At 60.7% G+C, this 21,212-nt stretch carries 22 protein-coding genes; 20 read left to right on the top strand and 2 right to left on the bottom strand.

What is annotated here, in order from left to right; translation table 11 throughout:
* Positions 1-23 precede the first annotated feature (23 nt).
* The 5 genes from VHO05_RS11115 to VHO05_RS11095 all read left to right on the top strand — a co-directional run bounded on the left by VHO05_RS11115 (position 24) and on the right by VHO05_RS11095 (position 4,976).
* Complete coding sequence (locus VHO05_RS11115; protein WP_329646649.1) at positions 24-1,307, top strand: YcjF family protein; 1,284 nt, start codon at positions 24-26, stop codon at positions 1,305-1,307.
* A complete protein-coding gene (locus tag VHO05_RS11110) occupies positions 1,304-2,935 on the top strand; it encodes a GTPase (protein WP_329646648.1) in 1,632 nt (543 codons plus the stop codon). Before VHO05_RS11115 ends, VHO05_RS11110 begins: the two co-directional genes overlap by 4 nt.
* Positions 2,926-4,041 carry an AI-2E family transporter gene (locus VHO05_RS11105; protein ID WP_329646647.1) on the top strand — a complete coding sequence of 372 codons (1,116 nt, stop codon included), beginning with the start codon at positions 2,926-2,928 and terminating at the stop codon, positions 4,039-4,041. The genes VHO05_RS11110 and VHO05_RS11105 overlap by 10 nt, the downstream gene beginning before the upstream one ends.
* Before the next feature lie 88 nt (positions 4,042-4,129).
* Positions 4,130-4,408, top strand: a complete 279-nt coding sequence (locus VHO05_RS11100; protein WP_329646646.1) for a glycine zipper domain-containing protein — start codon at positions 4,130-4,132, stop codon at positions 4,406-4,408.
* A 43-nt stretch (positions 4,409-4,451) separates the two neighbouring features.
* Positions 4,452-4,976, top strand: a complete 525-nt coding sequence (locus VHO05_RS11095) for a hypothetical protein (RefSeq protein WP_329646645.1) — start codon at positions 4,452-4,454, stop codon at positions 4,974-4,976.
* Between the two features lie 69 nt (positions 4,977-5,045).
* Here the strand turns inward: VHO05_RS11095 and VHO05_RS11090 are convergent, their stop codons facing one another.
* Entirely contained in the window at positions 5,046-5,624 is a 579-nt protein-coding gene (locus tag VHO05_RS11090; RefSeq protein WP_329646644.1) for a hypothetical protein, read from the bottom strand.
* A 457-nt stretch (positions 5,625-6,081) separates the two neighbouring features.
* Between VHO05_RS11090 and VHO05_RS11085 the strand changes: the two genes are divergently transcribed.
* From VHO05_RS11085 to VHO05_RS11025, 13 genes are all read left to right on the top strand, one after another.
* The gene (locus tag VHO05_RS11085; RefSeq protein WP_329646643.1) at positions 6,082-6,759 is read left to right on the top strand and encodes a response regulator transcription factor; all 678 of its coding nucleotides are present in this window, start codon (positions 6,082-6,084) and stop codon (positions 6,757-6,759) included.
* Positions 6,746-8,122, top strand: coding sequence for a HAMP domain-containing sensor histidine kinase (locus VHO05_RS11080; RefSeq protein ID WP_329646642.1), 1,377 nt, complete (start codon positions 6,746-6,748; stop codon positions 8,120-8,122). Before VHO05_RS11085 ends, VHO05_RS11080 begins: the two co-directional genes overlap by 14 nt.
* A gap of 210 nt (positions 8,123-8,332) precedes the next feature.
* Positions 8,333-8,524, top strand: a complete 192-nt coding sequence (locus VHO05_RS11075) for a hypothetical protein (RefSeq protein ID WP_329646641.1) — start codon at positions 8,333-8,335, stop codon at positions 8,522-8,524.
* A gap of 62 nt (positions 8,525-8,586) precedes the next feature.
* Positions 8,587-10,461 carry a tetratricopeptide repeat protein gene (locus VHO05_RS11070; protein WP_329646640.1) on the top strand — a complete coding sequence of 625 codons (1,875 nt, stop codon included), beginning with the start codon at positions 8,587-8,589 and terminating at the stop codon, positions 10,459-10,461.
* A 40-nt stretch (positions 10,462-10,501) separates the two neighbouring features.
* Positions 10,502-10,882: a DUF4186 domain-containing protein gene (locus VHO05_RS11065; RefSeq protein WP_329646639.1), complete on the top strand. Its 381-nt coding sequence runs from the start codon at positions 10,502-10,504 to the stop codon at positions 10,880-10,882.
* A gap of 212 nt (positions 10,883-11,094) precedes the next feature.
* A complete protein-coding gene (locus VHO05_RS11060) occupies positions 11,095-11,685 on the top strand; it encodes a L,D-transpeptidase (RefSeq protein ID WP_329646638.1) in 591 nt (196 codons plus the stop codon).
* Between the two features lie 232 nt (positions 11,686-11,917).
* Positions 11,918-12,952 carry a flagellar motor switch protein FliG gene (locus tag VHO05_RS11055; protein ID WP_329646637.1) on the top strand — a complete coding sequence of 345 codons (1,035 nt, stop codon included), beginning with the start codon at positions 11,918-11,920 and terminating at the stop codon, positions 12,950-12,952.
* The gene (locus VHO05_RS11050) at positions 12,952-13,905 is read left to right on the top strand and encodes a flagellar motor switch protein FliM (RefSeq protein WP_329646636.1); all 954 of its coding nucleotides are present in this window, start codon (positions 12,952-12,954) and stop codon (positions 13,903-13,905) included. Before VHO05_RS11055 ends, VHO05_RS11050 begins: the two co-directional genes overlap by 1 nt.
* 198 nt (positions 13,906-14,103) lie before the next feature.
* Entirely contained in the window at positions 14,104-14,634 is a 531-nt protein-coding gene (locus VHO05_RS11045) for a hypothetical protein (RefSeq protein ID WP_329646635.1), read from the top strand.
* A 37-nt stretch (positions 14,635-14,671) separates the two neighbouring features.
* Positions 14,672-17,299 carry a chemotaxis protein CheW gene (locus tag VHO05_RS11040; RefSeq protein WP_329646634.1) on the top strand — a complete coding sequence of 876 codons (2,628 nt, stop codon included), beginning with the start codon at positions 14,672-14,674 and terminating at the stop codon, positions 17,297-17,299.
* Positions 17,296-17,766 carry a chemotaxis protein CheW gene (locus tag VHO05_RS11035; RefSeq protein WP_329646633.1) on the top strand — a complete coding sequence of 157 codons (471 nt, stop codon included), beginning with the start codon at positions 17,296-17,298 and terminating at the stop codon, positions 17,764-17,766. Before VHO05_RS11040 ends, VHO05_RS11035 begins: the two co-directional genes overlap by 4 nt.
* A gap of 84 nt (positions 17,767-17,850) precedes the next feature.
* Positions 17,851-18,216: a response regulator gene (locus VHO05_RS11030; protein ID WP_329646632.1), complete on the top strand. Its 366-nt coding sequence runs from the start codon at positions 17,851-17,853 to the stop codon at positions 18,214-18,216.
* A 74-nt stretch (positions 18,217-18,290) separates the two neighbouring features.
* Positions 18,291-19,229, top strand: coding sequence for a protein-glutamate O-methyltransferase CheR (locus VHO05_RS11025; protein ID WP_329646631.1), 939 nt, complete (start codon positions 18,291-18,293; stop codon positions 19,227-19,229).
* Between the two features lie 37 nt (positions 19,230-19,266).
* Here VHO05_RS11025 and VHO05_RS11020 read toward each other — a convergent pair whose 3' ends face one another.
* A complete protein-coding gene (locus tag VHO05_RS11020) occupies positions 19,267-20,049 on the bottom strand; it encodes a lysozyme (RefSeq protein ID WP_329646630.1) in 783 nt (260 codons plus the stop codon).
* A 140-nt stretch (positions 20,050-20,189) separates the two neighbouring features.
* Between VHO05_RS11020 and VHO05_RS11015 the strand changes: the two genes are divergently transcribed.
* Together VHO05_RS11015 and VHO05_RS11010 are read left to right on the top strand one after the other, a co-directional pair.
* Complete coding sequence (locus VHO05_RS11015; RefSeq protein ID WP_329646629.1) at positions 20,190-20,489, top strand: hypothetical protein; 300 nt, start codon at positions 20,190-20,192, stop codon at positions 20,487-20,489.
* Between the two features lie 205 nt (positions 20,490-20,694).
* Positions 20,695-20,919 carry a hypothetical protein gene (locus tag VHO05_RS11010; RefSeq protein ID WP_329646628.1) on the top strand — a complete coding sequence of 75 codons (225 nt, stop codon included), beginning with the start codon at positions 20,695-20,697 and terminating at the stop codon, positions 20,917-20,919.
* Positions 20,920-21,212: the final 293 nt, after the last annotated feature.

Here is a 21,212-nt window from a genome sequence, read left to right as displayed (position 1 = left end):
AACCTGCAGGACGTGAGGCTTCCATGGCGAAATGGGCTGCAGCGCTGAGGGGCGTGCTGCCCAGCTTTTCGGGCGGCGGTGGCTCGTCCAATACTGGGGCGAAAGCAGGCCAATCCGCGCGCAGCGAGGGCAGGCCTCCTGAATTCTCGGAAGAAGACATTCCGCGCACCTATGCACCGGTCGTCTGGCTGCTAGGGAAGGTGCAAAGCGGCAAAACATCCGTCATTCGAGCAATCACGGAAACCAGTGACGCCGCGATTGGAGACGGCTTTCGCCCCTGCACGCGAACCTCGCGCCTCTACGAATTCCCAGCCGAGGCCCCAGTCATTCGTTTTCTCGACACGCGCGGACTGGGCGAGACGAACTACAATCCGGCGGATGACCTGACGTTCGCCGAGGGCTCGGCTCATCTCATTCTCGCGACCATGCGGGCCATGGATGTGGACCAGGCAGCGGTGTTCGAAGCCTTGCGGCAGGTGCGCGGCCGGCATCCGGATTGGCCGATTGTGATCGCTCAAACGAGCCTGCATGACGCCTACCGGCCGGGAGAAGGCCACATTCTTCCCTATCCGTTCGAACCGCACACTGCCGCCGACGTAGTCGCCCGCATACCGATCGATCTCATGCGCAGCCTCGCCTATCAACGCGCGCTCTTCGACAAACTCCCCGGACGCGGCCCGCTCCTGTTCGTCCCCATTGATCTGACGAAACCCGAAGACGGCCTTGCCCCTCACGACTACGGCCTCGATGCCTTGACGGAAGCCCTGGCCATCGTCGCACCGGCTGGAATGTTGGCCGCGCTGTCCGCGATGCCGGGGTTCAAGGCAGATCCCCGCGCGCGATCCGCCGATCCGATCGTAATGGGACATGCGATGGCAGCGGGCGGCAGCGATCTCGTACCCATCCCGGTCGCCGGAACAGTCGCGGCGACGACGATACAGGCGCGAATGCTGGCTCAGCTCGGCCGCCTTTACGGCGTCGAATGGGATCGACGCGCATACGCTGAACTCACAGCAGCCATAGGGGCCGGAACCCTCGCACGCGTTGCAGCCGGAGTTGGAATTCGTCAGCTCGCAAAAATGCTGCCGGTCTACGGACAGACCGCCGGCGCGGCCGCGTCTGCCGCCGCCAGTTTCGCGGTGACGTACGCTCTGGGCAAGGCCGCCGTCTTCTATCTCCATGGGCGCCGCATCGGCACGATGGACCGCGGCGGCATCGCGCAGGCCTACCAGAGCGCTCTTCGCGATGCATTTCGCATGGCCAAAGAGCGAAAGGGTGCAGATCAAGATCGGGAGCAGCACCCATGACGGCAAAGCCTCCACGCGCGCGCCGAACGGCCTCGTTCATCCTGATTGCGATCGGGTTGCTCATACCCGCCCTTTCACTGATTCCGCTGGGCAGCATCTGGCTCTGGCAGCACGGCTATCTGCTGTACTGGACCGCATTCGCTTTTTTGGCTGTGATGGCCGTCTATCTCACACAGCGCCGCTTGCTCCCAGATGCCCCGACACACCCGGAGAGAGAGACGGACATCCCCGCTGAGGATGATGATACAGCGCGCGCTCTTGGCTGGTCCCCCGCGGAGGAGCTCGCTTGGAACGACGTGCAAGCGCTCTCGAGAACGGCGGACCCCGACAGCATTTCGAGCCCCGACGGCCTCTTGAAGCTTGGGCAGGACACGATCGGCGTGGTGGCAAAGCGCCTTCATCCGGGGCGGCAAGACCCGCTCTGGCAATTTACGACACCGGAAGCCTTGGCCATCATCGAACGTGTCAGCCGGCGGCTTCGCATGTTCGTCCTCGACAGCGTCCCCTTCGGCGATCGTCTCACGATTGCGCAAGCGCTCGCGCTCTATCGCTGGCGCGGCGCAGTGGGAATGGCGGAACGCGCCTATGACGTCTGGCGCATCATTCGCATGGCCAACCCCGTGACGGCAGCCGCTCAGGAAGCGCGCGAGCAGCTCTCAAAAGCTATGATGCAGTGGGGTCAAGCCGCGATCTCACAACGGCTGACCGAAGTCTACGTCCAGGAGATTGGCCGCGCCGCGATCGATCTCTACGGTGGCCGGTTGCGCGTTTCGTCGCGTGCCTTGGCGGGTCATGTTTCCGGCGAGAGCGCAGCCGACCAAGCCGCACTGAGCCAAGCACGGGCCGAACCGCTTCGCATCCTCGTTGCTGGGCAAGCCGGCGTTGGAAAATCGAGTCTCGTCAACGCACTCGCTAAGGAAGCGCGCGCCGCGACCGACGCCCTTCCGGCAACGTCCAACTTCACGCCCTACGTGCTCGAACGGGAAGGCTTCCCGGCCGCGCTGATCATCGATAGCCCCGGCATTGGTCACGATCCGAAAATGCTCGGCGAGCTCATTGACAGAGCCGCCGATTGCGATCTCATGTTGTGGGTCGTCGCAGCACACCGCGCAGATCGAAATACCGACAAAGCGGCGCTCGATGCGCTGCGTGCCCATTTCGCTTCGCGCCTCAATCGTCGTCGACCCCCGCTCATACTCGTCGCGACGCACATCGATCGCTTGCGCCCCTTCGGTGAATGGGCTCCTCCCTATGATCTCGCGACCGACACGCGCGAAAAATCCCGTAACATTCGCGCAGCCCTCGACGCTGCTTCGAGCGATCTCGGTTTCACAGCCGACGAGGCCGTCCCTGTCAGCCTCGGCGAAAGCACGCAGCCCTACAACGTAGAGCTCCTTTGGCAGCGTATTGCCGAAGCTCTCCCCGAAGCTACGCGCGCACAGCTTCTGCGGTGCCTCCACGAGCTGAAAGACACCTGGACCTGGAAAGGCGTGTGGTCGCAAGCCAACAGCGCGGGTCGTGTCATCGCGGGCTCTCTCAGGAACCAGGCTGGGCGTAGAAGCAAAGAGGGGACGACGCTCGATCAGAAAGAATGCACTGCGGATGCGGAGCGAAACAAATGGCCATAACCGCCGACATCAAATCCGAGAGCAGGAAACGATTGGCCGACGACGAGGCGCCGGTCGAAAGAACCCCCGCCGAAACCTGGCAGTTGATTGCGAATGTCTCGACCACAGGGCTCTTCGCGCTCGCAATCCTCGCTGCGCTCTACCTTATGAGGGACGTTGCCGTCCCTGTAATTCTGGCTTGGGTCGTTGCCAACATTCTCCTCCCGGTTATCAAACGCTTGGAGAAGAATGGCATCCCGCGCATACCGGCCGTTGCAATCGTTACGCTTGCCATGATGGCGGTGCTCCTCACCGTTGTCGCCCTCCTTTCCCTTCCGCTCACCTACTGGCTGGGCCGAGCAACAGAGCTAGGCGCCTTGATAAAGGGAAAGCTGCAATCGATAACCGAGCCTCTCGACTTCCTAAAACAGATCACGAGTGCGATCGGACAGGCCACGGGTGAACCCGGAGGTAGCGGCCTACACGTCGAGGAAAGCACAAACATCGTCGGCGGAATCATATCCCTGCTGACGCCTGCGGTAACGCAAGGCATTCTCTTTCTTGGGGCGCTCATCTTCTACATGATCTACCAGGCGAAGATCAAAGAACGCTCCGTGCTCATTCTTCCGAACCGGGACGCCCGTCTGACCGCACTGAAAATTTTCTCGGATATCGAGCGCAACACCACCGTCTATTTCGGTACTTTTACCGTGGTCAACATTTGCCTCGGGCTGGTTACGACGCTGCTTGCCTATGCCGCGGGACTTCCCAACCCGATGCTGTGGGGCGTCCTGGCGGCGGTGCTCAACTACATTCCCTATATCGGCGTGGTCATCATGGTGGCCGTGCTCTTCCTGATCGGCCTTTTCTCATTCCCCACAACCGGCGAAGCCTTGATCGCACCGCTTGTCTACATCGGACTGACGACGGTCGAGGGCCACTTCATCACCCCCGCACTGATGGGGCGGAGAATGACCCTCAACCCCTTCGCCGTCTTCCTGGCCATCGGTTTCTGGACCTGGATGTGGGGCCCCATTGGCGCCTTCGTCGCCGTCCCGATCCTCATGTCGACCATCGTAACGTTCCGGCACCTTTTCCCGCGCGACGACCCCGAGCTCCCCGGATGAAACATTTGGAATGAAACTAACGGGACGTGAGCGGCGTTTAGCGCTCGGGCCAGTTCGGCCGTCCCACGTCCAAAAAGGAGCTCATTCAATGGCACAGTCGACATCGAGCAGCACGACGCGCTCGTCCGGTGATTTCGCACGCAACGCCGCCGACGACCTGACGGAACGGGCCGCAAATCTGGCTGAAAAGACCGGCGAGCAGATCGAGCGTATTGCCGAGCAGAGCCGTCAAGCGACGGAGCAGGTCCAGGTCGTGGCCGAGAACTTCAAAACCGCCGTGGACAAATCCATAAAGGATCAGCCCCTCACCACGCTGGCGATCGCTGCCGGTGTCGGTTTCGTGATCGGCGCTCTCTGGAAGTCCTGACAGGGGCTGACCTCACGAGCTCCAATGAGGGGAGAACCGCCACATGTTTCAAGGTCTCTTCAAGCGTGCCGAGAGCACGATCGACTCGGTCGTTTCGAAGTTCGTGATGCGAGCATTGGTGGCCATTCCACTGATCGTGGCAGCCGGTTTCGCCACGGCCGCCCTCACGATCAAGCTGGTCGAGCAGTATGGTGCGGTCACGGGGCATGCCCTGATGGCCGCGCTATTCGCCATGATCGGCTTGGTCACGTTGGCGGTCGTCGGATTTGAATCAGCACCCGCAGCTGAGCAGCCAAACGCGCACGCAGCAGATACTGCAACCACCCAGAACGTCGGCTCAGAAGATCCAGCAAGCTTGCTGACACCCGAGATCAGGGCCTTCCTCTCCTCGGCCGCTCCGATGGCACTGCCCGGCATCGCCCGCGGTGTTGGACGCAACCTGCCATTGATCCTGATGCTCGCCCTCGTCGCGTTTGTAGTCTCTCGCTTCGTAGATACGGCAGGTGAAGAAACCGCCGAGGCCACCCCGGAGCAGAACGCAGCCTCTCCGCCGGCGGAGGCGGCCTAGCAACCGACTGAAACGAAAAAGGCGCCCGAAGTGTGGACCACGGGCGCCTCTTAAGTGGGTTTCTGTGGCTTACTTACCTTTGCAGGGCGTACCGACACTCACGCACTGATACTTGGCGCCCAGCTTGCGGCAATCGTGATCCGTACCTGTCGCGCTGTCCCATTTGGCCCACGTGGCATCGTACGTCTTCCGCACGTCGATGCGCCAAGCCCACTTGGCCTGCTCGATGGCCTTCGCTTCGGTCGCCTCGCGGCGCCCGTACGACGACACGGGATCGTTCTTACACGTGTACTTTGCAAGCTTATCGCCGGAGAGCACGGTCGAGAGCGTGTCTTTGCAAGGGATCGCCGTGCGCTTGCACACCCAGCGCTCACCCTTCGGCGTGCTCACCTGCTTGCAGTCCACCGCACGGGCATCCGCGTAGCGCCACGAATTGAATTCAGAGCCGGCTTTGTCCGCCACAGCTCGCCGCCATGCGAAAAGCGAGTTCTGATAAGCGCCCAGATCCCTCGAAAGCGCCGGCTCGCCTTCTGCAACGATGGGATCGCTCTTGCATTCCCTTGCCATGCTGACGCCCGCGAAAGTCAGGCTCGTCAGAAATGCGAGGCCGACCGCGCAGAGCATCCGCGTCACCCGTTGAGAGTTCATACCTTGTCCCCGTTCAATGATGTTGATGAGATTTGAAAAAAATACGTGAGATCAAGCTCTGACGGCCGGTGCGTGATTGAGGGTAGATGGGCCATCCGTCCGAACAAAACCGGAGGCAATCTATCGATGGATGTGGAGAATTCACCGCCGAAGCGAGAGCTTACGGAATTTGTAAGGTGAGGGACATGAGGGGGTAACCTTGCCTCCTTATGCTGATTTTTGGGCAGTCTCTGAGTGTGGGCTTCCTCCCGAAGTCCACAACCAGCTCCTGAACAAAGTGGTCCCCCTCGAGCCCTGCCCCTGATCGGAACTCCACCCTTGCGGAGTTCCCGGAGCCCGGATGCCCCAAGCGTCCGGGCTCTTTTTTGGAGAGCGGCCGGACGCCGCCTCGTGGTCACCGCAGGATTGGTGCTATAGACCCCGAAAAGCCGGCCGAATACCAGTGAAGGAGTGCTCGATGCGGCTGCTTCTCGTCGAGGATGACAAAGAGACCGCGCGCTACGTCTCCAAGGGTCTGCTCCAAGCGGGCCATACGATCGACGTGGTCTCGGATGGCAAGGATGGCTTGTCCCTCGCGATCCGTGAGAACTACGACATCGTAATCGTCGACCGGATGCTGCCCGGCCTCGATGGATTGTCGCTCGCCCGCACGCTCCGCTCGGCCGGTAGTCGCGTTTCGATCCTGTTCCTGACCTCTCTCGGCGGCGTCAACGACCGTGTCCAGGGCCTTGATGTCGGCGGCGACGATTACCTCGTAAAGCCATTTGCATTTGCCGAGCTGCTAGCCCGCGTCAATGCCTTGGGACGGCGCGCGCCGATGCGATCCGAGGGCGACGTCTTGCGAGCAGGCGACCTCGAACTCGATGTCGGAAGCCGCAAGGTTCGTCGCGGACAGGAGCGCATCGAGCTCCAGCCAAAGGAATTCATTCTTCTTGAAACACTGATGCGCAACAAAGGGCGTGTCGTGACACGCACCATGCTGCTCGAACGCGTTTGGGGCTTTCACTTCGACCCCCGCACCAGCGTCGTGGAGACACACATCTCGCGCCTCCGCGCGAAGATCGACCGGCCATTCTCAAAACCGCTGATCCAAACCATCCGCGGCAGCGGCTACTGCATCAATGACAATCCGTGACCTGTTCCGGCGCACGCAGGTCCGATCCGCGTTCGCCTTCACCCTCATCATAACAATGAGCGTCACGGCGTTGTTCGCGGTGCTCATCGTGCGGCTTGCCGACGGGCTCGAAGAAGGCGTGCGCGCTCGCGTCATCAACACCCGCGACGCGCTTCTTGCCATAGACCGCCGCTACGGGTTCGACGAATTGGTCAGCGTCGTAACCGACGAAGCGGAATCGATCCGCGACGAGGACAGCATTTTCGCGGTCGTTGATGCGAATGGAGCAACAGTAGCCGGCAACATCCGCACCGAGCGCCCCTTCGAAGGCTGGCGCGTGCTCGAGAGGTCCCAGCTCCCAGACATCGCCAGCGACGGCACCGGGCGCGAACGCTATTTCGCCACCTGGACCCCAGTATCCAAGGGCATGCTCCTGACCGGTCGATCCGACCGTGAGGTGCAGCAAGCCCGGGCCATTCTCATGAGCAGCCTCGGCTGGGGCATTCTCGCGACGGCAATTCTTGGCGTGGGCTCCGGAATTTACCTCGCGCGCGGAGCGCAGAAGAGGATCGACGACATTGCCAAGACTCTCTCCGCCGTGTCGTCCGGCCAGCTCGACCGCCGTGTCCCCGTCGATGCACGCCAACACGATCTTGACGAAGTCGGGCAACGCATCAATGCGATGCTAACCCAGCTTGAACGCCTCATCCAAAGCGCCAACCAATCGTCGACCGACATCGCGCACGATCTGAAGCGCCCGATGACGCGTCTACGACAGCAGCTCGAAAGCGCAACGGAAACCGAGAGCGTCACGCCTGCCATCCAGACTGTTCTGGAAGACGCGATATCGGAAGTCGACAGCATCGTCGCCACGTTCGAGGCGCTTCTCAATATTGGCCAGCTTGAAGCCGGAGATCGCCGCGCGCGTTTCGTCGACATCGATCTGAAGAAAGTGCTCGACGATGCGGTCGAAGCCTATGCCCCTGTTATTGAAGACTGCGGCTTCAAGCTTGTTTGGGTATCGGCGCAAGCCCCTTCACCGATCGTTCGAGGCGACCACGAGCTCCTTCTTCAGCTTGTGGCCAATCTCATCGAGAACGTTCTCCAGCATTGCCCGGCTGGAACAACCATCGAGCTCACGCTTGCCAATACGGGACGCGGCGCTGTCGCCACGGTGGCCGACAACGGTCCCGGCATCCCAGCGTCCGAGCACGAGAACGTCTTCCGCAGATTCTACCGGCTCGAACTGGAACGTTCGAGTGCCGGCCACGGGCTGGGCCTGAGCCTTGTGAGCGCCATCGCTGACCTTCATGGCGCAGCGATAAAACTGCTGGACAACAATCCGGGACTGAAGGTCTCGGTCGCATTCCCGCACAAGTCCTGATCCCGCGTGCGGAGTATTACGGGATTTGTAATGGCTCTGCGAAGCGGCGGTAATGCAGCGCGTTCATAGTTTGACGATGCGTTTGTCTAGCGAGCTCACCCCAAAAAACAATCCAACCGCCGTCTGCTCACCTCGGGCGAGTGCACTTCGAGGGCATGGGCTGGCTAGGTACACGCAATGAACGCCAGACAGCACAAACAGGAGACGCATATGAAAAAACGGACAGCCCTCTCGGTTGCGATGGCCGCGCTACTTGCCCTGACCCTTGGAAACACGCCGTCGATCGCCAACGATGACCCGCCTGCTGACCAAGGCGCGACGGCGACAGACGCATCGGCCCCCTCGGGCGAGGCAATCCCAGCGGAGCCGGCAGCGTCTGGCGAAGAAAAGCCGGCCGAGTAATATGGCGGGCGAGGGCAGAACTGATTCTGCCCTCGTCACCCAGAGGCAAAGGGCCGATCTGCTTGCACACGACAGACAACGATGCGGCCCTGTTGTTCACGCTTCTCGGCAATGCGCGCCTGGAAGAAGCTCAGGCCTTGGCCGAGAAATGTCTCTCGGAGAACCGCAATCTGGATACGGCGCACTTCGCGCTCGGCATCATTCGATATCAGCGCCAGGACTATGACGCGGCCGTTGCAGCCTTGCGGGACTCCATCGCCATCAAGCCTTCGGCCGCAGCTTGGAACAATCTGGGCGCCGCCTATCGTGCGACAGGCAAGTTGCTGGAAGCCTCCACATCCTACAAATGCGCCCTGGCAATCAATCCTGCCTTTGCCGATGCGGCTGCCAACTACGCCAACGTGCTGATGGATCTCGGTAACTACGCTTCTGCCGAGACCATGTCGCGTCGGGCGATTTCCGTCGGCGCCCATTCACACCAGGTCTATGTGACGCTCGGCAATGCCCAGTTCCGCCAAGGCGACCTGTTGGAAGCCGCCCTCTCGTATAAGAAAGCACTCGAGTTCGGATTCAACATCAGCGCAGCCCGCAATCTGGCGAGCACACTCGCAAACCTCGGCCGCTTGCGCGAGGCCAAGCAGGTCTACAATGCCGCGCTTTCGGCGAATCCGGATCCCGAGCTTCATTCAAGCTCTCTGATTTGCCTGAACTACGATCCCGATACGTCTGCCGAGGAATTGCGCGCCGCCTACGCCCGATACGAAACGGCCTATTGCAGGCCGCTCGAAGGCCTCCGCAAGCCCCACACCAACACGCCGACCCCGGATCGGCGGTTGCGAATTGGCTATGTCTCACCCGATCTGTGCAACCACGTGGTTGCCGTTTTCATGCTCCCTGTCATCGCGCGACACGACCGCAGCGCCTTCGACATCTACTGTTACGCTGACGTGCGCCACGCCGACGAGACGAGCCGAAAATTTCAGGGAATCGCGCACTGGCTGCAAACAACCGGCATGTCGGACGATCAGCTTGCGCGCCGCATCGCCGAAGACGAAATCGACATTCTGATCGATCTCGCCGGACATTCCCCGGAAAATCGGCAGCTGCTGTTTGCACGCAAACCGGCTCCGGTTCAGCTCTCTTACGTGATTGGAACCGGCAACACGACAGGACAGACGGCGATTGATGGCCTGATCGTCGATGCAGAGCTTCTTCCTGTCGGTGCTGAATCGCACATCAGTGAAGGTCCGATGCGGCTTGACCGCCCCTTCATCGCCTACGCTCCACCTCCGACAATGCCCGAAGTCGGCCCGCAGCCGGCACTCAGAAACGGATACATTACCTTCGGCTACTTTGGTCGGCCGATCCGGTTGAACGACCGCGTCGTGAAAGTCTGGTCGGAAATTCTCCTTGCTTGCCCCGGCAGCCGTCTACGGCTCGACAACAAGCCCTTCGGGGTTCCGAAGACGCAAGACGAGGTCCGGCGGCGCTTTCAAGCTCATGGAATATCGCCGGACAGGCTCGACCTCCGCGATACGCCCGCGCACGCGTCCGTACTCGCCGCCTACAATGAGATCGACATCGCGCTCGATCCGTTTCCTCACAACGCGGGAACGACAACGCTGGAAGCGCTCTGGATGGGCGTTCCGGTGTTGACCCTTGCGGACCGTCCTCCGGTCGGGCGCATCGGAGCAAGCCTCCTGGGCGCTTTGAATCTTCGCGGCTGGATTGCCGAAGACGAACAAAGCTACATCGCGAAAGCAGAAAGCGCCGCAAACGATCTGGAAGGATTGAGCGCGCTGCGCGCGGGCCTGCGCATACGATGCGAGACTTCTGCCCTCGGTGATATGGAAGATCTCACGCGCTCTTTGGAACAACTGTACCGGCGGTCATGGCAGACGTGGTGCGCACGGCAGTTTGCCCTCACCACAGCTTAGACTCTAACGCCGGCAGTTCCGTCCGTGCGAGAGTACGGCCATGAAGGACATCGACGAGGTTCTGGCGCACCTTTCGAAATCCGCATTCCGGCAACGATTTGCGCTGCAAAAGCGTGAGCGCGACTATCTCGAGTCAAAAGGGCTCCCTGCTGTGCTGGAGCACGGGCAGAGCTTCATTGCCAAGCGCCTCGCAATCAGGCCTTCAAATGACGGAAAACAGACGCCTTTCCGGGGGCATCCCGTTTTCGTCGCCCAACACGCTACGGCCACGTGCTGTCGAGGATGCCTCGCCAAATGGCATGACATTCCGGGCGAACGCGCGCTCGACGATACTGAGCAAAGATATGTACTCGCCGTTATCGAGCGATGGCTGACGCGCCAGGCCGATGGCTCGGCGCCGCGCGAACCGCGTCTTCTGTGAAAGCACTACGAGTGCAGCACGCTGCCTCCATTTCGCCCAATTTGGTGCAAAAATACAACAAACACGGGCCTATTGGCGCCGACTGCGGACTTTCACCAGCTTGAAAGTGAACTTGGTCAAGGGCACGCTAAAGCTCATTGCGTCGAGGGAAAAATCTTGTGGCGCGGTCTTATCTCGACGGGCGCCGATATGCACAACGGAGGAACTCTCGCATGACGACCGAGTGCTCGAGAGGGTGCAAGAACGCCGCTCGCATTCATGGCCTGATGCTGTTTGCGGCTGCCCTGTTGCTTCTTCTGATCCCGTCCCGCGCTTCGGCCCAGGATTTCTTTTCCTTCCTCTGGGATGGCGGATCGCGCTCGGTTGTGGGTTTCGGCTCGAAATACGAGCCGCGTCAGATCATCGTCTCCTTCGGCGACCGCAGACTCTACTGGATCCACAAACGCGGCGAAGCCATCAGCTATCCGATCGCCGTTCCGCGTGAGCAGAGCCGCTGGTCTGGCGTCACGAGCGTGTCCGATAAGCGAGTAAATCCCGCTTGGACGCCCACGCCCACCATGTTGCGCGAAAATCCGCGCCTTCCGAGCTGGGTCCCCGGCGGGCACCCCATGAACCCTCTCGGAGTCCGCGCGCTCTACCTGGGCTCGTCCGCCTACCGCATCCATGGAACCGACGCACCCTGGACCATCGGCACCGCTGCCTCCAAAGGCTGCATTCGCATGTACAACGAGGACGTCTTGGACCTCTATCCGCGCGTGCCCCTCGGTACCAAGGTGACCGTCACTTGGCAGCGCTTCGGCTGAGGGAGCCAAGAGGCGCGAGCGGGCCACAGAGGCCCAAAGATCGCGCGTATTGAGTTGTAGGACACCCCCTTCCACAAGCTTCGCTCAAGGCAAATCGGGGAAGCCTAAACCTTGGATTTCCAGCGCGCGCGGAGGCCTTCCTTCCGTCTCTTGCCGGCTCGAAACTACGGCCCTGCGGTCATGATGCCGATGGGGTCGTACGGCGTCTCCAACGGTGGCCCTTGAACGAGCGATGACACAGGCCGAGAGACGATCGAAAGGTGATGAAGCTGCTCCTGAGCAGATGGAGCTGACCGGCCCTAAGAAGGTGGCCGCGCTGCTGCTGGCCATGGACAAGAAGGTGGCCTCGCGCCTCCTGAAGCATTTCGATGAAGACGACATCAAACTGATCGCACAGACAGCAACGGACCTTGGTGCTGTCTCAAAGTCGACGCTCGACGCCCTGATCGAGGAATTCGCGCAGCATCTCCGCACGGGCGGCGATCTCGTGGCGACCGCCATGGAGGTCGAGGCCCTTCTCTCGGGCGTCGTCCCGCCCGAGCAGATCGCCGAGATCATGTCTCAGGTCCGCTCAAAGTCGCTGCAATCCATTTGGATCAAGCTCGGTGAAGTACCCGAGCTGAGCACGGCTCAGTACCTCTCGAAAGAACACCCGCAAGTTTCCGCGCTCGTCCTGTCACGCACCCCGCCGGCCTATGCGGCCTCCGCGCTCAAGATGATGCCGACGCCGCTTCGCAACGAGATCATGCGCCGCATGCTCGCGCTAAAGATCGTGCTCGAACGTCCGATTCAGCTGCTTGAAGGCGCTGTCAAAGAAGAGCTTCTCTACAAGAGCGCCAAGAACACCGGCCCCACCATCCACGCTCGCCTTGCCGACATCATCAACAAGATGGATCGCAAGCAGATGGACGAGATCCTGAATGATCTCGAAGAACACAGACCCAAGGAAGCCGAGGTCGTGCGCGGCCTCCTGTTCACCTTCGACGACCTTCTGCGCCTCTCGCAACCGGCCCTCGTCACACTGTTCGACGGCGTACCCGCCGACCGTACCATCACAGCGCTATTTGGTGCTGAGCCCAGGATGATCGAACTGATCCTTGAAGCGACGCCCGCCCGCGCACGTCGCATGATCGAACAAGAACTCACGACCGGTAAGAAGGCGAGCGCAAAGGAAGTTCAGAAGGCACGGCGCGCCATTGCCGACGCCGCAATGGAAATGATCGAGAAGGGCATCATTGAAATCGGCGGCGCTGAGGAGGAGGAGTGATGCGGGAAGAGTACGCCGAGATCCGCGAAGGCGGTCAACCGGGAACCGACAAACTGCTCGAGCCGCCGAAGCTGGAAGTCGAGCGTCTGCATGTTTTGAAAGGCGTGCTCGAGCGCCTGGTGACGACGCTGTCGGAACGGTTCCGCGACTATTGCAACGTGCCGTCGTCGTTCTTCGTCAATCAGATGGAAAGCGGCAACTCCTGGGACGTGCTCGAGTCCTACGAGGACAGTATCGCCGGCATCTACTATTGCCGCCAGTGGGACAGCAAAATTGTCATCGGCCTCGACCGCCGCTTCATCTTCTCGTTGATTGATGCGGCGTTCGGCGGCGACGGCAGCATGCCACCTTTTGAATCCGATCGCCCGTTCACCTCTCTAGAAGCACGCTTGGCGCGCAGCGTTTTCAGCATTGTCGTTCCGGAGCTCGAGGATCTCCTCAACCCCCTTACGCCCGTAAACCTCGACCTCGAAAAGCTCGAGACCAAGCTGGACTTCCAGATCCTCGGGCAGACGGAAATTCCCGTCATCGCCGTTCAGATCCTCTTCCAGATCCTGGACAATGGCGGTCGCATGTTCATGATCATCCCGCAGTCCGCGTTGTATCCGATACGAAAACAGCTCGAACGCCAACGCGCCCTCGACGGAACCAGTGTCGATCCAGAATGGCAGAAGAAGATGCAGGACGGCTTGGCTTCGTCCAGCATGCTGCTGAAAGGTGTTTTGGAAGGGCCGGAGTTGACTCTCGATCAGATTACGGCCCTGGAGCCGGGTCAGATCCTGCGCCTGAATGCCGACACGAAGAGCCTGATCGCCCTCGAATGCCAGGACGAGCGCATCTTCTGGTGCCGCCTTGCCCAGTCGAAAAGCCAATTTGCACTGGTTGTCGAACAGCCCATCGACAAGCAGAAAGAACTGGTCGCCGATCTGATCTCCGGCTCGCAGACGCGCTGACGTTAAGCGGCATTTAGGCAGCGTCCGACAGTCGGGCGGATGCAGCCGCGCACTCCGAAAATCACGCCTACCTTGTGCTCCGCTACGGAAATGTCCGTCAGCGGGCACTCTTTGTACGCAAGTCGTAACTGAATTTTAGGTAACGGTGTGGAGTATCGTCGGAGAATTGAGCGGAAACTTCAACGCGGGCGGCAAAAGATGGCAATCGCTGAAACTGAGACCGGATCAACCGGAACTGTCGACTCCCTGGAAGAGCGGGCGGCATGCCTGGTCAATCCCGCATCGGGAATTGCCAACGACTATCTCAATCATTTCAACGAAGTGCTCCTTCTGATCGAGAACCTGCCGACCCTGCTTCCGGAAATGCTCGACGAACTGCTCGAATGGCAGCCCGTCACCTACCGCGAATACTTCGCCAAGTCGCTTCTTCCCGGCAGTGCACGCGCGCTTGAGATTTACGAGGGTCTCGACGAAGGATTCCGCCGCGAGTTTGAAGGCATCATCGATGGCATCAACGCAATGGCTATGGCCAGCATCGATGTCATTCGCGCACACCGCAATCCCGAGGGCGAACTCGATCCGTCGCGCGTGTCCGATTTCTGCGAAAATGCTTCGTGCGCAATCCGCAGCGCTTTGAACCGCGCATCTGACCTCGTCAACAACGGTCGGGAACAAGGAGCCGAGACGCCCCAGGGAATGGCGGACCGGCTGATTCCGTGCGTCGCGTAAGAAGAACAGGCGCGTCGAACGCCGAGGGGGATTTTCAATGGACGAGCTACTGCGCGACTTTCTGACGGAGACGACGGAACATATCGAGGGAGCGGAAACACAGCTCGTGCATTTCGAGCGCAATCCCTCCGACATGTCCCTCATCACCAGCATCTTCCGGCTCGTCCATACCATCAAAGGAACATCGAGCTTCCTTGGCCTTGAGCGCCTCGAGCGGGTGGGCCACGCCGCCGAATCCGTGATGGGCATGCTCCGCGACGGCGTTGCGCCGACGCAGCATTCCGTTACGATCATTCTCGCCGCTATCGACCGCATCAAGACCATCATCGAGGAAATCGGACGCAACGGCGGCGAGCCGCCCGGTGACGACAGCGAGATCATCAACGCGCTCGAAGCCTACTATGCTCAGGGCTCCGACACCGCGGCAGCAGAGACCAGCGCCAAAGCAGCGGAACCCGCCGTGAGCGAGCAGGCTCCAATCGCCGAGGTTTCCCAACCCATCGTAGAGGTCCCGAGCGTTTCTGCCGAACCCGTCGCCGCAGCTGCAGCAGCTCCCTCACAGCCAAAGGCCGAGCCTGCTCCGAAGGAAGGCAAATCGGACGCTCAGCCAAAACAGGGTGGTTCCACCGCGAACCAGGAATCCATTCGCGTGTCGGTCGAGACCATCGAGCGCATGATGCAGCTCGTCTCCGAGCTTGTGCTGAGCCGCAACCAGCTCCTTGAGCTGGCGCGTCATCGCGAAGACGACGCCATCAAGACACCCCTTCAGCACCTTTCGACGCTGACCAGCGATCTGCAGGACGCCGTCATGCGCGCCCGCATGCAGCCGGTCGGTCGTCTTTATGCCAACCTGCCTCGCCTGGTGCGCGAGCTGTCGACGAGCCTTGGCAAGAACATCGACCTCATCACCGAAGGCGCTGATACCGAGCTCGATCGCCAGCTGATCGAAGTCATCCGCGATCCTCTGACCCATCTCATTCGCAACTGCGCCGACCACGGCATCGAACGGCCCGAGGAGCGTCTTGCGAAAGGCAAACCCGAGCGTGGCGAAATTCGTGTCTCCGCGGCGCATGAAGCCGGTCAGATCACGATCGACATTGCCGACGATGGGAAGGGCCTCGACACCGAGCGCATCAAGGCAAAGATCACCTCGCAGGGCCTCGCGACGGAGCAAGATCTCCGCTCGATGAGCAATGAAGAGATCTATCGCTACATCTTCGAGCCTGGCTTCTCGACGGCTCAGGTCGTATCCAACGTCTCCGGCCGCGGCGTCGGCATGGACGTCGTCCGCTCGAACATCGAAGCAATCGGCGGCTCCGTTTCGCTCTCGTCCGTCGAGGGCAAAGGCAGCCGCTTCTCGCTCCGCATCCCTCTGACGCTTGCCATCGCGCCGGCGCTCATCATCGAGGTTGCTGGCCAGCGTTTCGCACTTCCCCAGACCTCAGTTGTCGAGGCGGTCAGCCTCGGCCGAAACTACAAAGACCTGATCCAGAACGTCCAGAACGCACTTGTTCTCAAGCTGCGCGAGGAAGTCATTCCCGCCGTCGAACTGCGAGAGGTCGTTGGGCTGTCCGCCACGTCCGAAAGCGACGAAAGCGAAAAGCTCGCTGTCGTTATGCGCGTCGGCACCGACTCCTTCTGCATCATCGTCGACAGCGTCGCGGATATTCAGGAAATCGTCGTCAAGCCGCTCAGCGCGTCGTTGGCACACCTCAAGGTCTTCAGCGGCCACACCATCCTTGGCGATGGCTCCGTCGTTCTCATCCTCGATCCGGCCGGCATCGCTGCCAACCTCGGCATCGAGAAATCCAGCGACAAGAAGCGCGAGCAGCTTCGCGACCAGAACGCGCTCGAACGCCGTCGTCTCGTCATGTTCCGCGCTGGCTCGGGGGCGCCGAAGGTTCTGCCGCTCTCGCTCGTCTCGCGCATCGAGATGGTCGAGACGTCCCGGATCGAAAGCTCGGACGGTCGCCTCATGGTTCTCCTCCAGGGCCGCCTGATGCCGATCGTCCCGATCTCCCCCGAGATCGACATGTCGCGTCCGTCATATCCGGTTCTCGTAGTGGCGACCGAAAAGCGCTCCATCGGTCTCATGACCGACGAAATCGTCGACATTCTCGAGGAGAAGCTCGAGATCCAGCTCGCCAGCGCCAACTCCGAGCTTGTCGGCTCGGCGGAAATCCGCGGCGAGGCCGTCGAACTCATCGATGTGGCGCATTTCATCCGCATGGCCGATCCGCCAAGCAAGAGCGGAACCGCGCCCCAGCGCGTACTTTTCGCAGCTGACGACCAACTCGTTCGCGACATGCTCTGCCCGGCTCTCTCAGCCGCTGGATACAACCTCGTTGCGACAACGATCCCCTCGGATATCAGCGAGTTGTTCAACCAGTTTACTTCGTTCGATGCCATCATTCTGGACGCGGACGCTCCGGCGCTCCAAGTGCCCAAGTTCCTTCAGGCGTTGCGCGATCGAAAGGATGCAGCTCGCATCCCGGCGATCGGCATCAGCACGACTCCGAACGGCAGAACGTCCCGCATCGCCACAGAGAACGGCATGACTGCTCTGCTGAGCAAGCACGATCGTCACACCCTTCTCGAGACCCTGGCTTACGCCCTTGACGCCGCGGCCGACGCCAAGGCCACGAGCATGGAGATTGCAGCATGAGCGCCGCCGTCGCCGTCCACACGACTTCGGATGTTCCGACCGCCGGTGAAGAAAGCTACTTCACGGTTTTCGCGGGCGGAGAAGCCTTCGGACTTTCCGTCCTGCATACGCAGACCATTTTCCGCATCACCAGCGTGACGCCCATTCCGCTTGGCCCGATCGATATCGTCGGTCTGGTCAACCTGCGCGGCAAGATCGTCACCGCCGTCAGCCTGCGCCGTCGTCTCGGAATTCCGGTCGACGAAGTGCACAACTCGCTGGCTATCGGTATCGAGCACAAGGGCGAGAACTTCGCACTCATCGTCGATGAAGTCGGAGACGTTCTGACGCTCGACGCCTCGATGAAGGTGCAAATTCCCGCCCACTTCGACCCCGCAAGATCTCGCTTTATGGCCGGGCTCTACAAGGTCGGAAATCTCCTCGTTCCCGCTCTCAACATCGAAGCTCTCTTCGATTTTGCGAACTAAGAAATCCCTTCGGGCTCACCGGTCCGAAGGGTCGAATTTGCGTACCCAGTAAGTTTTTTCTTGTAGCGTAAAAGGGTGAGTAACATGAAGAAAGCGCTCGTCGTGGATGACTCCTCGTTCATCCGCAAGATCGCCAGGCAGATTCTCGACAACATGGGTTTCGAGGTGTCGGAGGCCAAGGACGGCGCCCACGCACTCGAGCAATGCGAGATCGCACTTCCCGACCTCATCCTGCTTGACTGGAACATGCCCGTCATGAGCGGTCTCGAGTTCCTGACCAAGCTGCGCAAGATGCCGCGTGGTGACGAACCTCAGGTCGTCTTCTGCACCACCGAGAACACGCGCGACAAGATCCTGACGGCACTCGAGGCAGGCGCCACCGAGTACATCATGAAGCCGTTCGATCAGGAAATCATTCGCACCAAGCTCGAACAGATCGGCATGGTCTGACACTCGCCCCGCACACATGAGGCCCGACGGGCCTCCGCCGACTTCGGCTCAACCTTTCAGTAGTGATGCGTAATATGTCCCAAGCATTCGACGCTCTTTGCGAATACTTGCGCCGCTCCTCCGGACTCGTGATGGAGCAAAGCAAGAAATACCTCGTTGAAAGTCGCGTCATGCCGATCGTCCGGCGCGAAAAGCTATCCGGTCTCGAAGAGCTGGTTCTCCTGCTCCAGAAAGGTCAGTCGCCGAAGCTCGCCAAGGACGTCATCGAAGCGATGACGATCAATGAGACGTACTTCTTCCGGGATAAATCGCCGTTCGACCAGTTCCGTTCGGTGATGCTCCCGGCGCTCCTCACCGCGCGCCAGAACGAAAAACGCCTCCGCATTTGGTCCGCCGCTGCATCCACGGGGCAGGAAGCCTATTCTCTGGCCATGATCCTCGACGAACATGCAGCCCGCATGCCGGGCTGGAAGGTCGAGATCATCGGCACCGATCTTTCCGAGCAGGTCCTCGATAAGGCACGCAAGGGAATATATTCGCAGTTTGAGGTCCAGCGCGGATTGCCCGCGCCCATGCTGCTGCGCCACTTCAATCAGATCGGCGACAGCTGGCAGATCTCCGACAACATGCGTTCGAAGGTCACCTTCCGGCAGCTCAACCTGCTGTCGGATTTCACGTCGCTCGGCCGCTTCGACATTATCCTCTGCCGCAACGTTCTGATCTACTTCGACGCCAGCCGAAAGACCGACATCCTCGCGCGCATGACACGCATCTTGGCTCCCGATGGCTTCCTCACGCTTGGCGCATCCGAGAGCCTGATTGGCCTCAAGACCGATCTCGTAGGCCACCCTGAACAACGTGGGATTTTCATGCGCGCCGGCTCACCCGCTGCCGCGACATCTGACAACACCACATCCCGCTTCGCAGTGCGCCCCGATCCGGCACCAAGCGCCCTTCCGGCAGGATTCGGTGCAACGGCCCTCTCAGCCGCACGCTTCCGCAGCGCAGGCTGATCACCGCATCACAATTGAATTGAGAACGCGCGGCGGACTAAATCCGCCGCGTTTCTTTTTCCCGGTCCACCCGGCCACCATCGGCTTTGGCAAGGGTGCTGCCGCGATCGAGCTGCGCCATCCGCGCGATGTCGCCGACCCCGCCTGGCCCGACGAGATCCGAATTCGCAAGAGCAGCCAGCGCATCACTCGCAACGCTATCGAGCAGCCCCTTTAGAGCTGCCGAACGCTCGGCTCGCGGCCCTCGTTCGATCACAACACTTTCGGATGGGCTGGCCGTTCGCGTCTCCGCTGGCGCCGGCGTCCGCAACATCTCAGCCACCTGAGCCGCGCTCTGGTTCTGGTCCATTACGACCGGCGGCAATGTGTTGGGGCTAACCGATGCAGACGAACCCGTTCCCGACAGGGCGTCAGGATTACCGATCCAAAGAGCCTCCTGCGACCGGCGGCTTACCAGCCCGGGGAGGACTTCCCCACCAGCCTTGTTGTATTTCTGGAAGATCTCGCGCACGGACTCGAGGTCGCCGCTGCGCGCGGCGTCACCAAGACCACTTTTGACCCACGCTGATCCCGCGTTGTAGGTCAACGACGTGAGCGCGGCTTTGGTGCCATCGTCCAGCTCAGGCGCGGCCTTCTCAACGATAGAGCGCGCCGCAGAAATCTCACTTTGAAAACGGCGCTCCGCTTCCACACGGTCGACGACCTCACCGGCGAACCGAGCTTTGGTCCCATATCCATTCGTATGCTGCGCGTAATCCCACTGAGCCTTCGGAGTGAAGCCCTCAAAGTTGCGGATCGCATCGAGATAAAAGCTGTGCATGGCAGGGATCTGGAGCCTCCGGCCAGACTTGTTAACCCGACGCCCTTGCGTAAAGCTGACGCCGTCATCCCGCCGCCCCTAGGCTGCGCGGACGCGTGAACTAGAGCCCAGTCCTGGCACGGCAGTTGCGTAGAACGGACATGTCTTCGTTTTGGTGCAACATGCAGCTTTCCGCAAACCTTCGCGCAAGAATCTCGGCACTCGGCGAACTCTCCCGCCCCTTGGGTGAGACGCGCGCCACGACTCTAGCCCGCGCATTGGCCAATGCCGTCGCCAGCGACGTCGCCCAGGGACGCAATCCAGACGCCACCATCGACACGTGGATTCGCCGGATCGCCACTGAGATCGTCGAAAAAGCACCCGCTGAAAACCAAGCTCCCCGCAGCAAACCGGCGGCTAAGACGCGCCGAATTGGCGATGTGCTACCGGAGATCCACTAAGGCTGCGCCGAATCGCCTTTTGGTCACAAGCGGTCGTTACGGTTGCCTTCCCACCTGTCTCGAAATGGCACAAGCAAACCCGTAAAATTTGAGCCAACTTTTCCTGCCCCGCCTAAGGCGCCTGCAAGAGGCCCTGAGGTACAAAGTATGAGGCTGCCGGATCAATCACGGCACGCCAAAAAACTTGGGTCAGGGTCGTTCAAACATGTTCCAAAAATCCAGCGTGTCCATGCTCCGCCAGCGTCGCGACAACATTCGCGAGTGGCTCGAGGAGGAAGCACCTTATACGGACGTCGATCAACGGCACCTCGACGCCCACACGCCGGAGCGCGCGTACTGGCATCACGGCTATCAAGCCGCGCTGAGCGACATCATGGCTATGCTCGCCCTTGAAGGCGAAAAAACCGGCACCTCGGACATTCCCAATTAGTGCCAGCCGGCCGATCGGGGTGCATACGGTTCCCCGGCGGCTGGAAATCATGGAACAGCTCGCATTCGGCGTGGAAGGCCAACTCGCTCGTCGTCGAGCACCTGTACTTGAACAGGTTCCCCGAGCCGATGAGCTGAAGGAGCTTGTCGCGAATGTCGGTGTCCGCCCGTCCCACGTAGTGGACGTAGAACTTGCCATCCGGGCCTTTGTGACCGAGCACGAAGGCCCCCGGCGCCACCCGCGGAATGGTGTTGGTGATATCGTCGTAGGCGAGCCTGTACGGCCCAAGAAGT

It is taken from the genome of Hyphomicrobium sp. (genome assembly GCF_036262015.1).
Taxonomy (GTDB): Bacteria; Pseudomonadota; Alphaproteobacteria; order Rhizobiales; family Hyphomicrobiaceae; genus Hyphomicrobium_C.
The sequence above is the reverse complement of the archived record's forward strand: the minus strand, read 5'-3'. Positions and strand labels throughout refer to the sequence as shown.

Coding starts and splice junctions, on each gene's coding strand:
- VHO05_RS11115 (WP_329646649.1), top strand. CDS start 24: ATGGCGAAATGGGCTGCAGCGCTGAGGGGCGTGCTGCCCAGCTTTTCG.
- VHO05_RS11110 (WP_329646648.1), top strand. CDS start 1,304: ATGACGGCAAAGCCTCCACGCGCGCGCCGAACGGCCTCGTTCATCCTG.
- VHO05_RS11105 (WP_329646647.1), top strand. CDS start 2,926: ATGGCCATAACCGCCGACATCAAATCCGAGAGCAGGAAACGATTGGCC.
- VHO05_RS11100 (WP_329646646.1), top strand. CDS start 4,130: ATGGCACAGTCGACATCGAGCAGCACGACGCGCTCGTCCGGTGATTTC.
- VHO05_RS11095 (WP_329646645.1), top strand. CDS start 4,452: ATGTTTCAAGGTCTCTTCAAGCGTGCCGAGAGCACGATCGACTCGGTC.
- VHO05_RS11090 (WP_329646644.1), bottom strand. CDS start 5,624: ATGAACTCTCAACGGGTGACGCGGATGCTCTGCGCGGTCGGCCTCGCA.
- VHO05_RS11085 (WP_329646643.1), top strand. CDS start 6,082: ATGCGGCTGCTTCTCGTCGAGGATGACAAAGAGACCGCGCGCTACGTC.
- VHO05_RS11080 (WP_329646642.1), top strand. CDS start 6,746: ATGACAATCCGTGACCTGTTCCGGCGCACGCAGGTCCGATCCGCGTTC.
- VHO05_RS11075 (WP_329646641.1), top strand. CDS start 8,333: ATGAAAAAACGGACAGCCCTCTCGGTTGCGATGGCCGCGCTACTTGCC.
- VHO05_RS11065 (WP_329646639.1), top strand. CDS start 10,502: ATGAAGGACATCGACGAGGTTCTGGCGCACCTTTCGAAATCCGCATTC.
- VHO05_RS11060 (WP_329646638.1), top strand. CDS start 11,095: ATGACGACCGAGTGCTCGAGAGGGTGCAAGAACGCCGCTCGCATTCAT.
- VHO05_RS11055 (WP_329646637.1), top strand. CDS start 11,918: ATGACACAGGCCGAGAGACGATCGAAAGGTGATGAAGCTGCTCCTGAG.
- VHO05_RS11050 (WP_329646636.1), top strand. CDS start 12,952: ATGCGGGAAGAGTACGCCGAGATCCGCGAAGGCGGTCAACCGGGAACC.
- VHO05_RS11045 (WP_329646635.1), top strand. CDS start 14,104: ATGGCAATCGCTGAAACTGAGACCGGATCAACCGGAACTGTCGACTCC.
- VHO05_RS11040 (WP_329646634.1), top strand. CDS start 14,672: ATGGACGAGCTACTGCGCGACTTTCTGACGGAGACGACGGAACATATC.
- VHO05_RS11035 (WP_329646633.1), top strand. CDS start 17,296: ATGAGCGCCGCCGTCGCCGTCCACACGACTTCGGATGTTCCGACCGCC.
- VHO05_RS11030 (WP_329646632.1), top strand. CDS start 17,851: ATGAAGAAAGCGCTCGTCGTGGATGACTCCTCGTTCATCCGCAAGATC.
- VHO05_RS11025 (WP_329646631.1), top strand. CDS start 18,291: ATGTCCCAAGCATTCGACGCTCTTTGCGAATACTTGCGCCGCTCCTCC.
- VHO05_RS11020 (WP_329646630.1), bottom strand. CDS start 20,049: ATGCACAGCTTTTATCTCGATGCGATCCGCAACTTTGAGGGCTTCACT.
- VHO05_RS11015 (WP_329646629.1), top strand. CDS start 20,190: ATGTCTTCGTTTTGGTGCAACATGCAGCTTTCCGCAAACCTTCGCGCA.
- VHO05_RS11010 (WP_329646628.1), top strand. CDS start 20,695: ATGTTCCAAAAATCCAGCGTGTCCATGCTCCGCCAGCGTCGCGACAAC.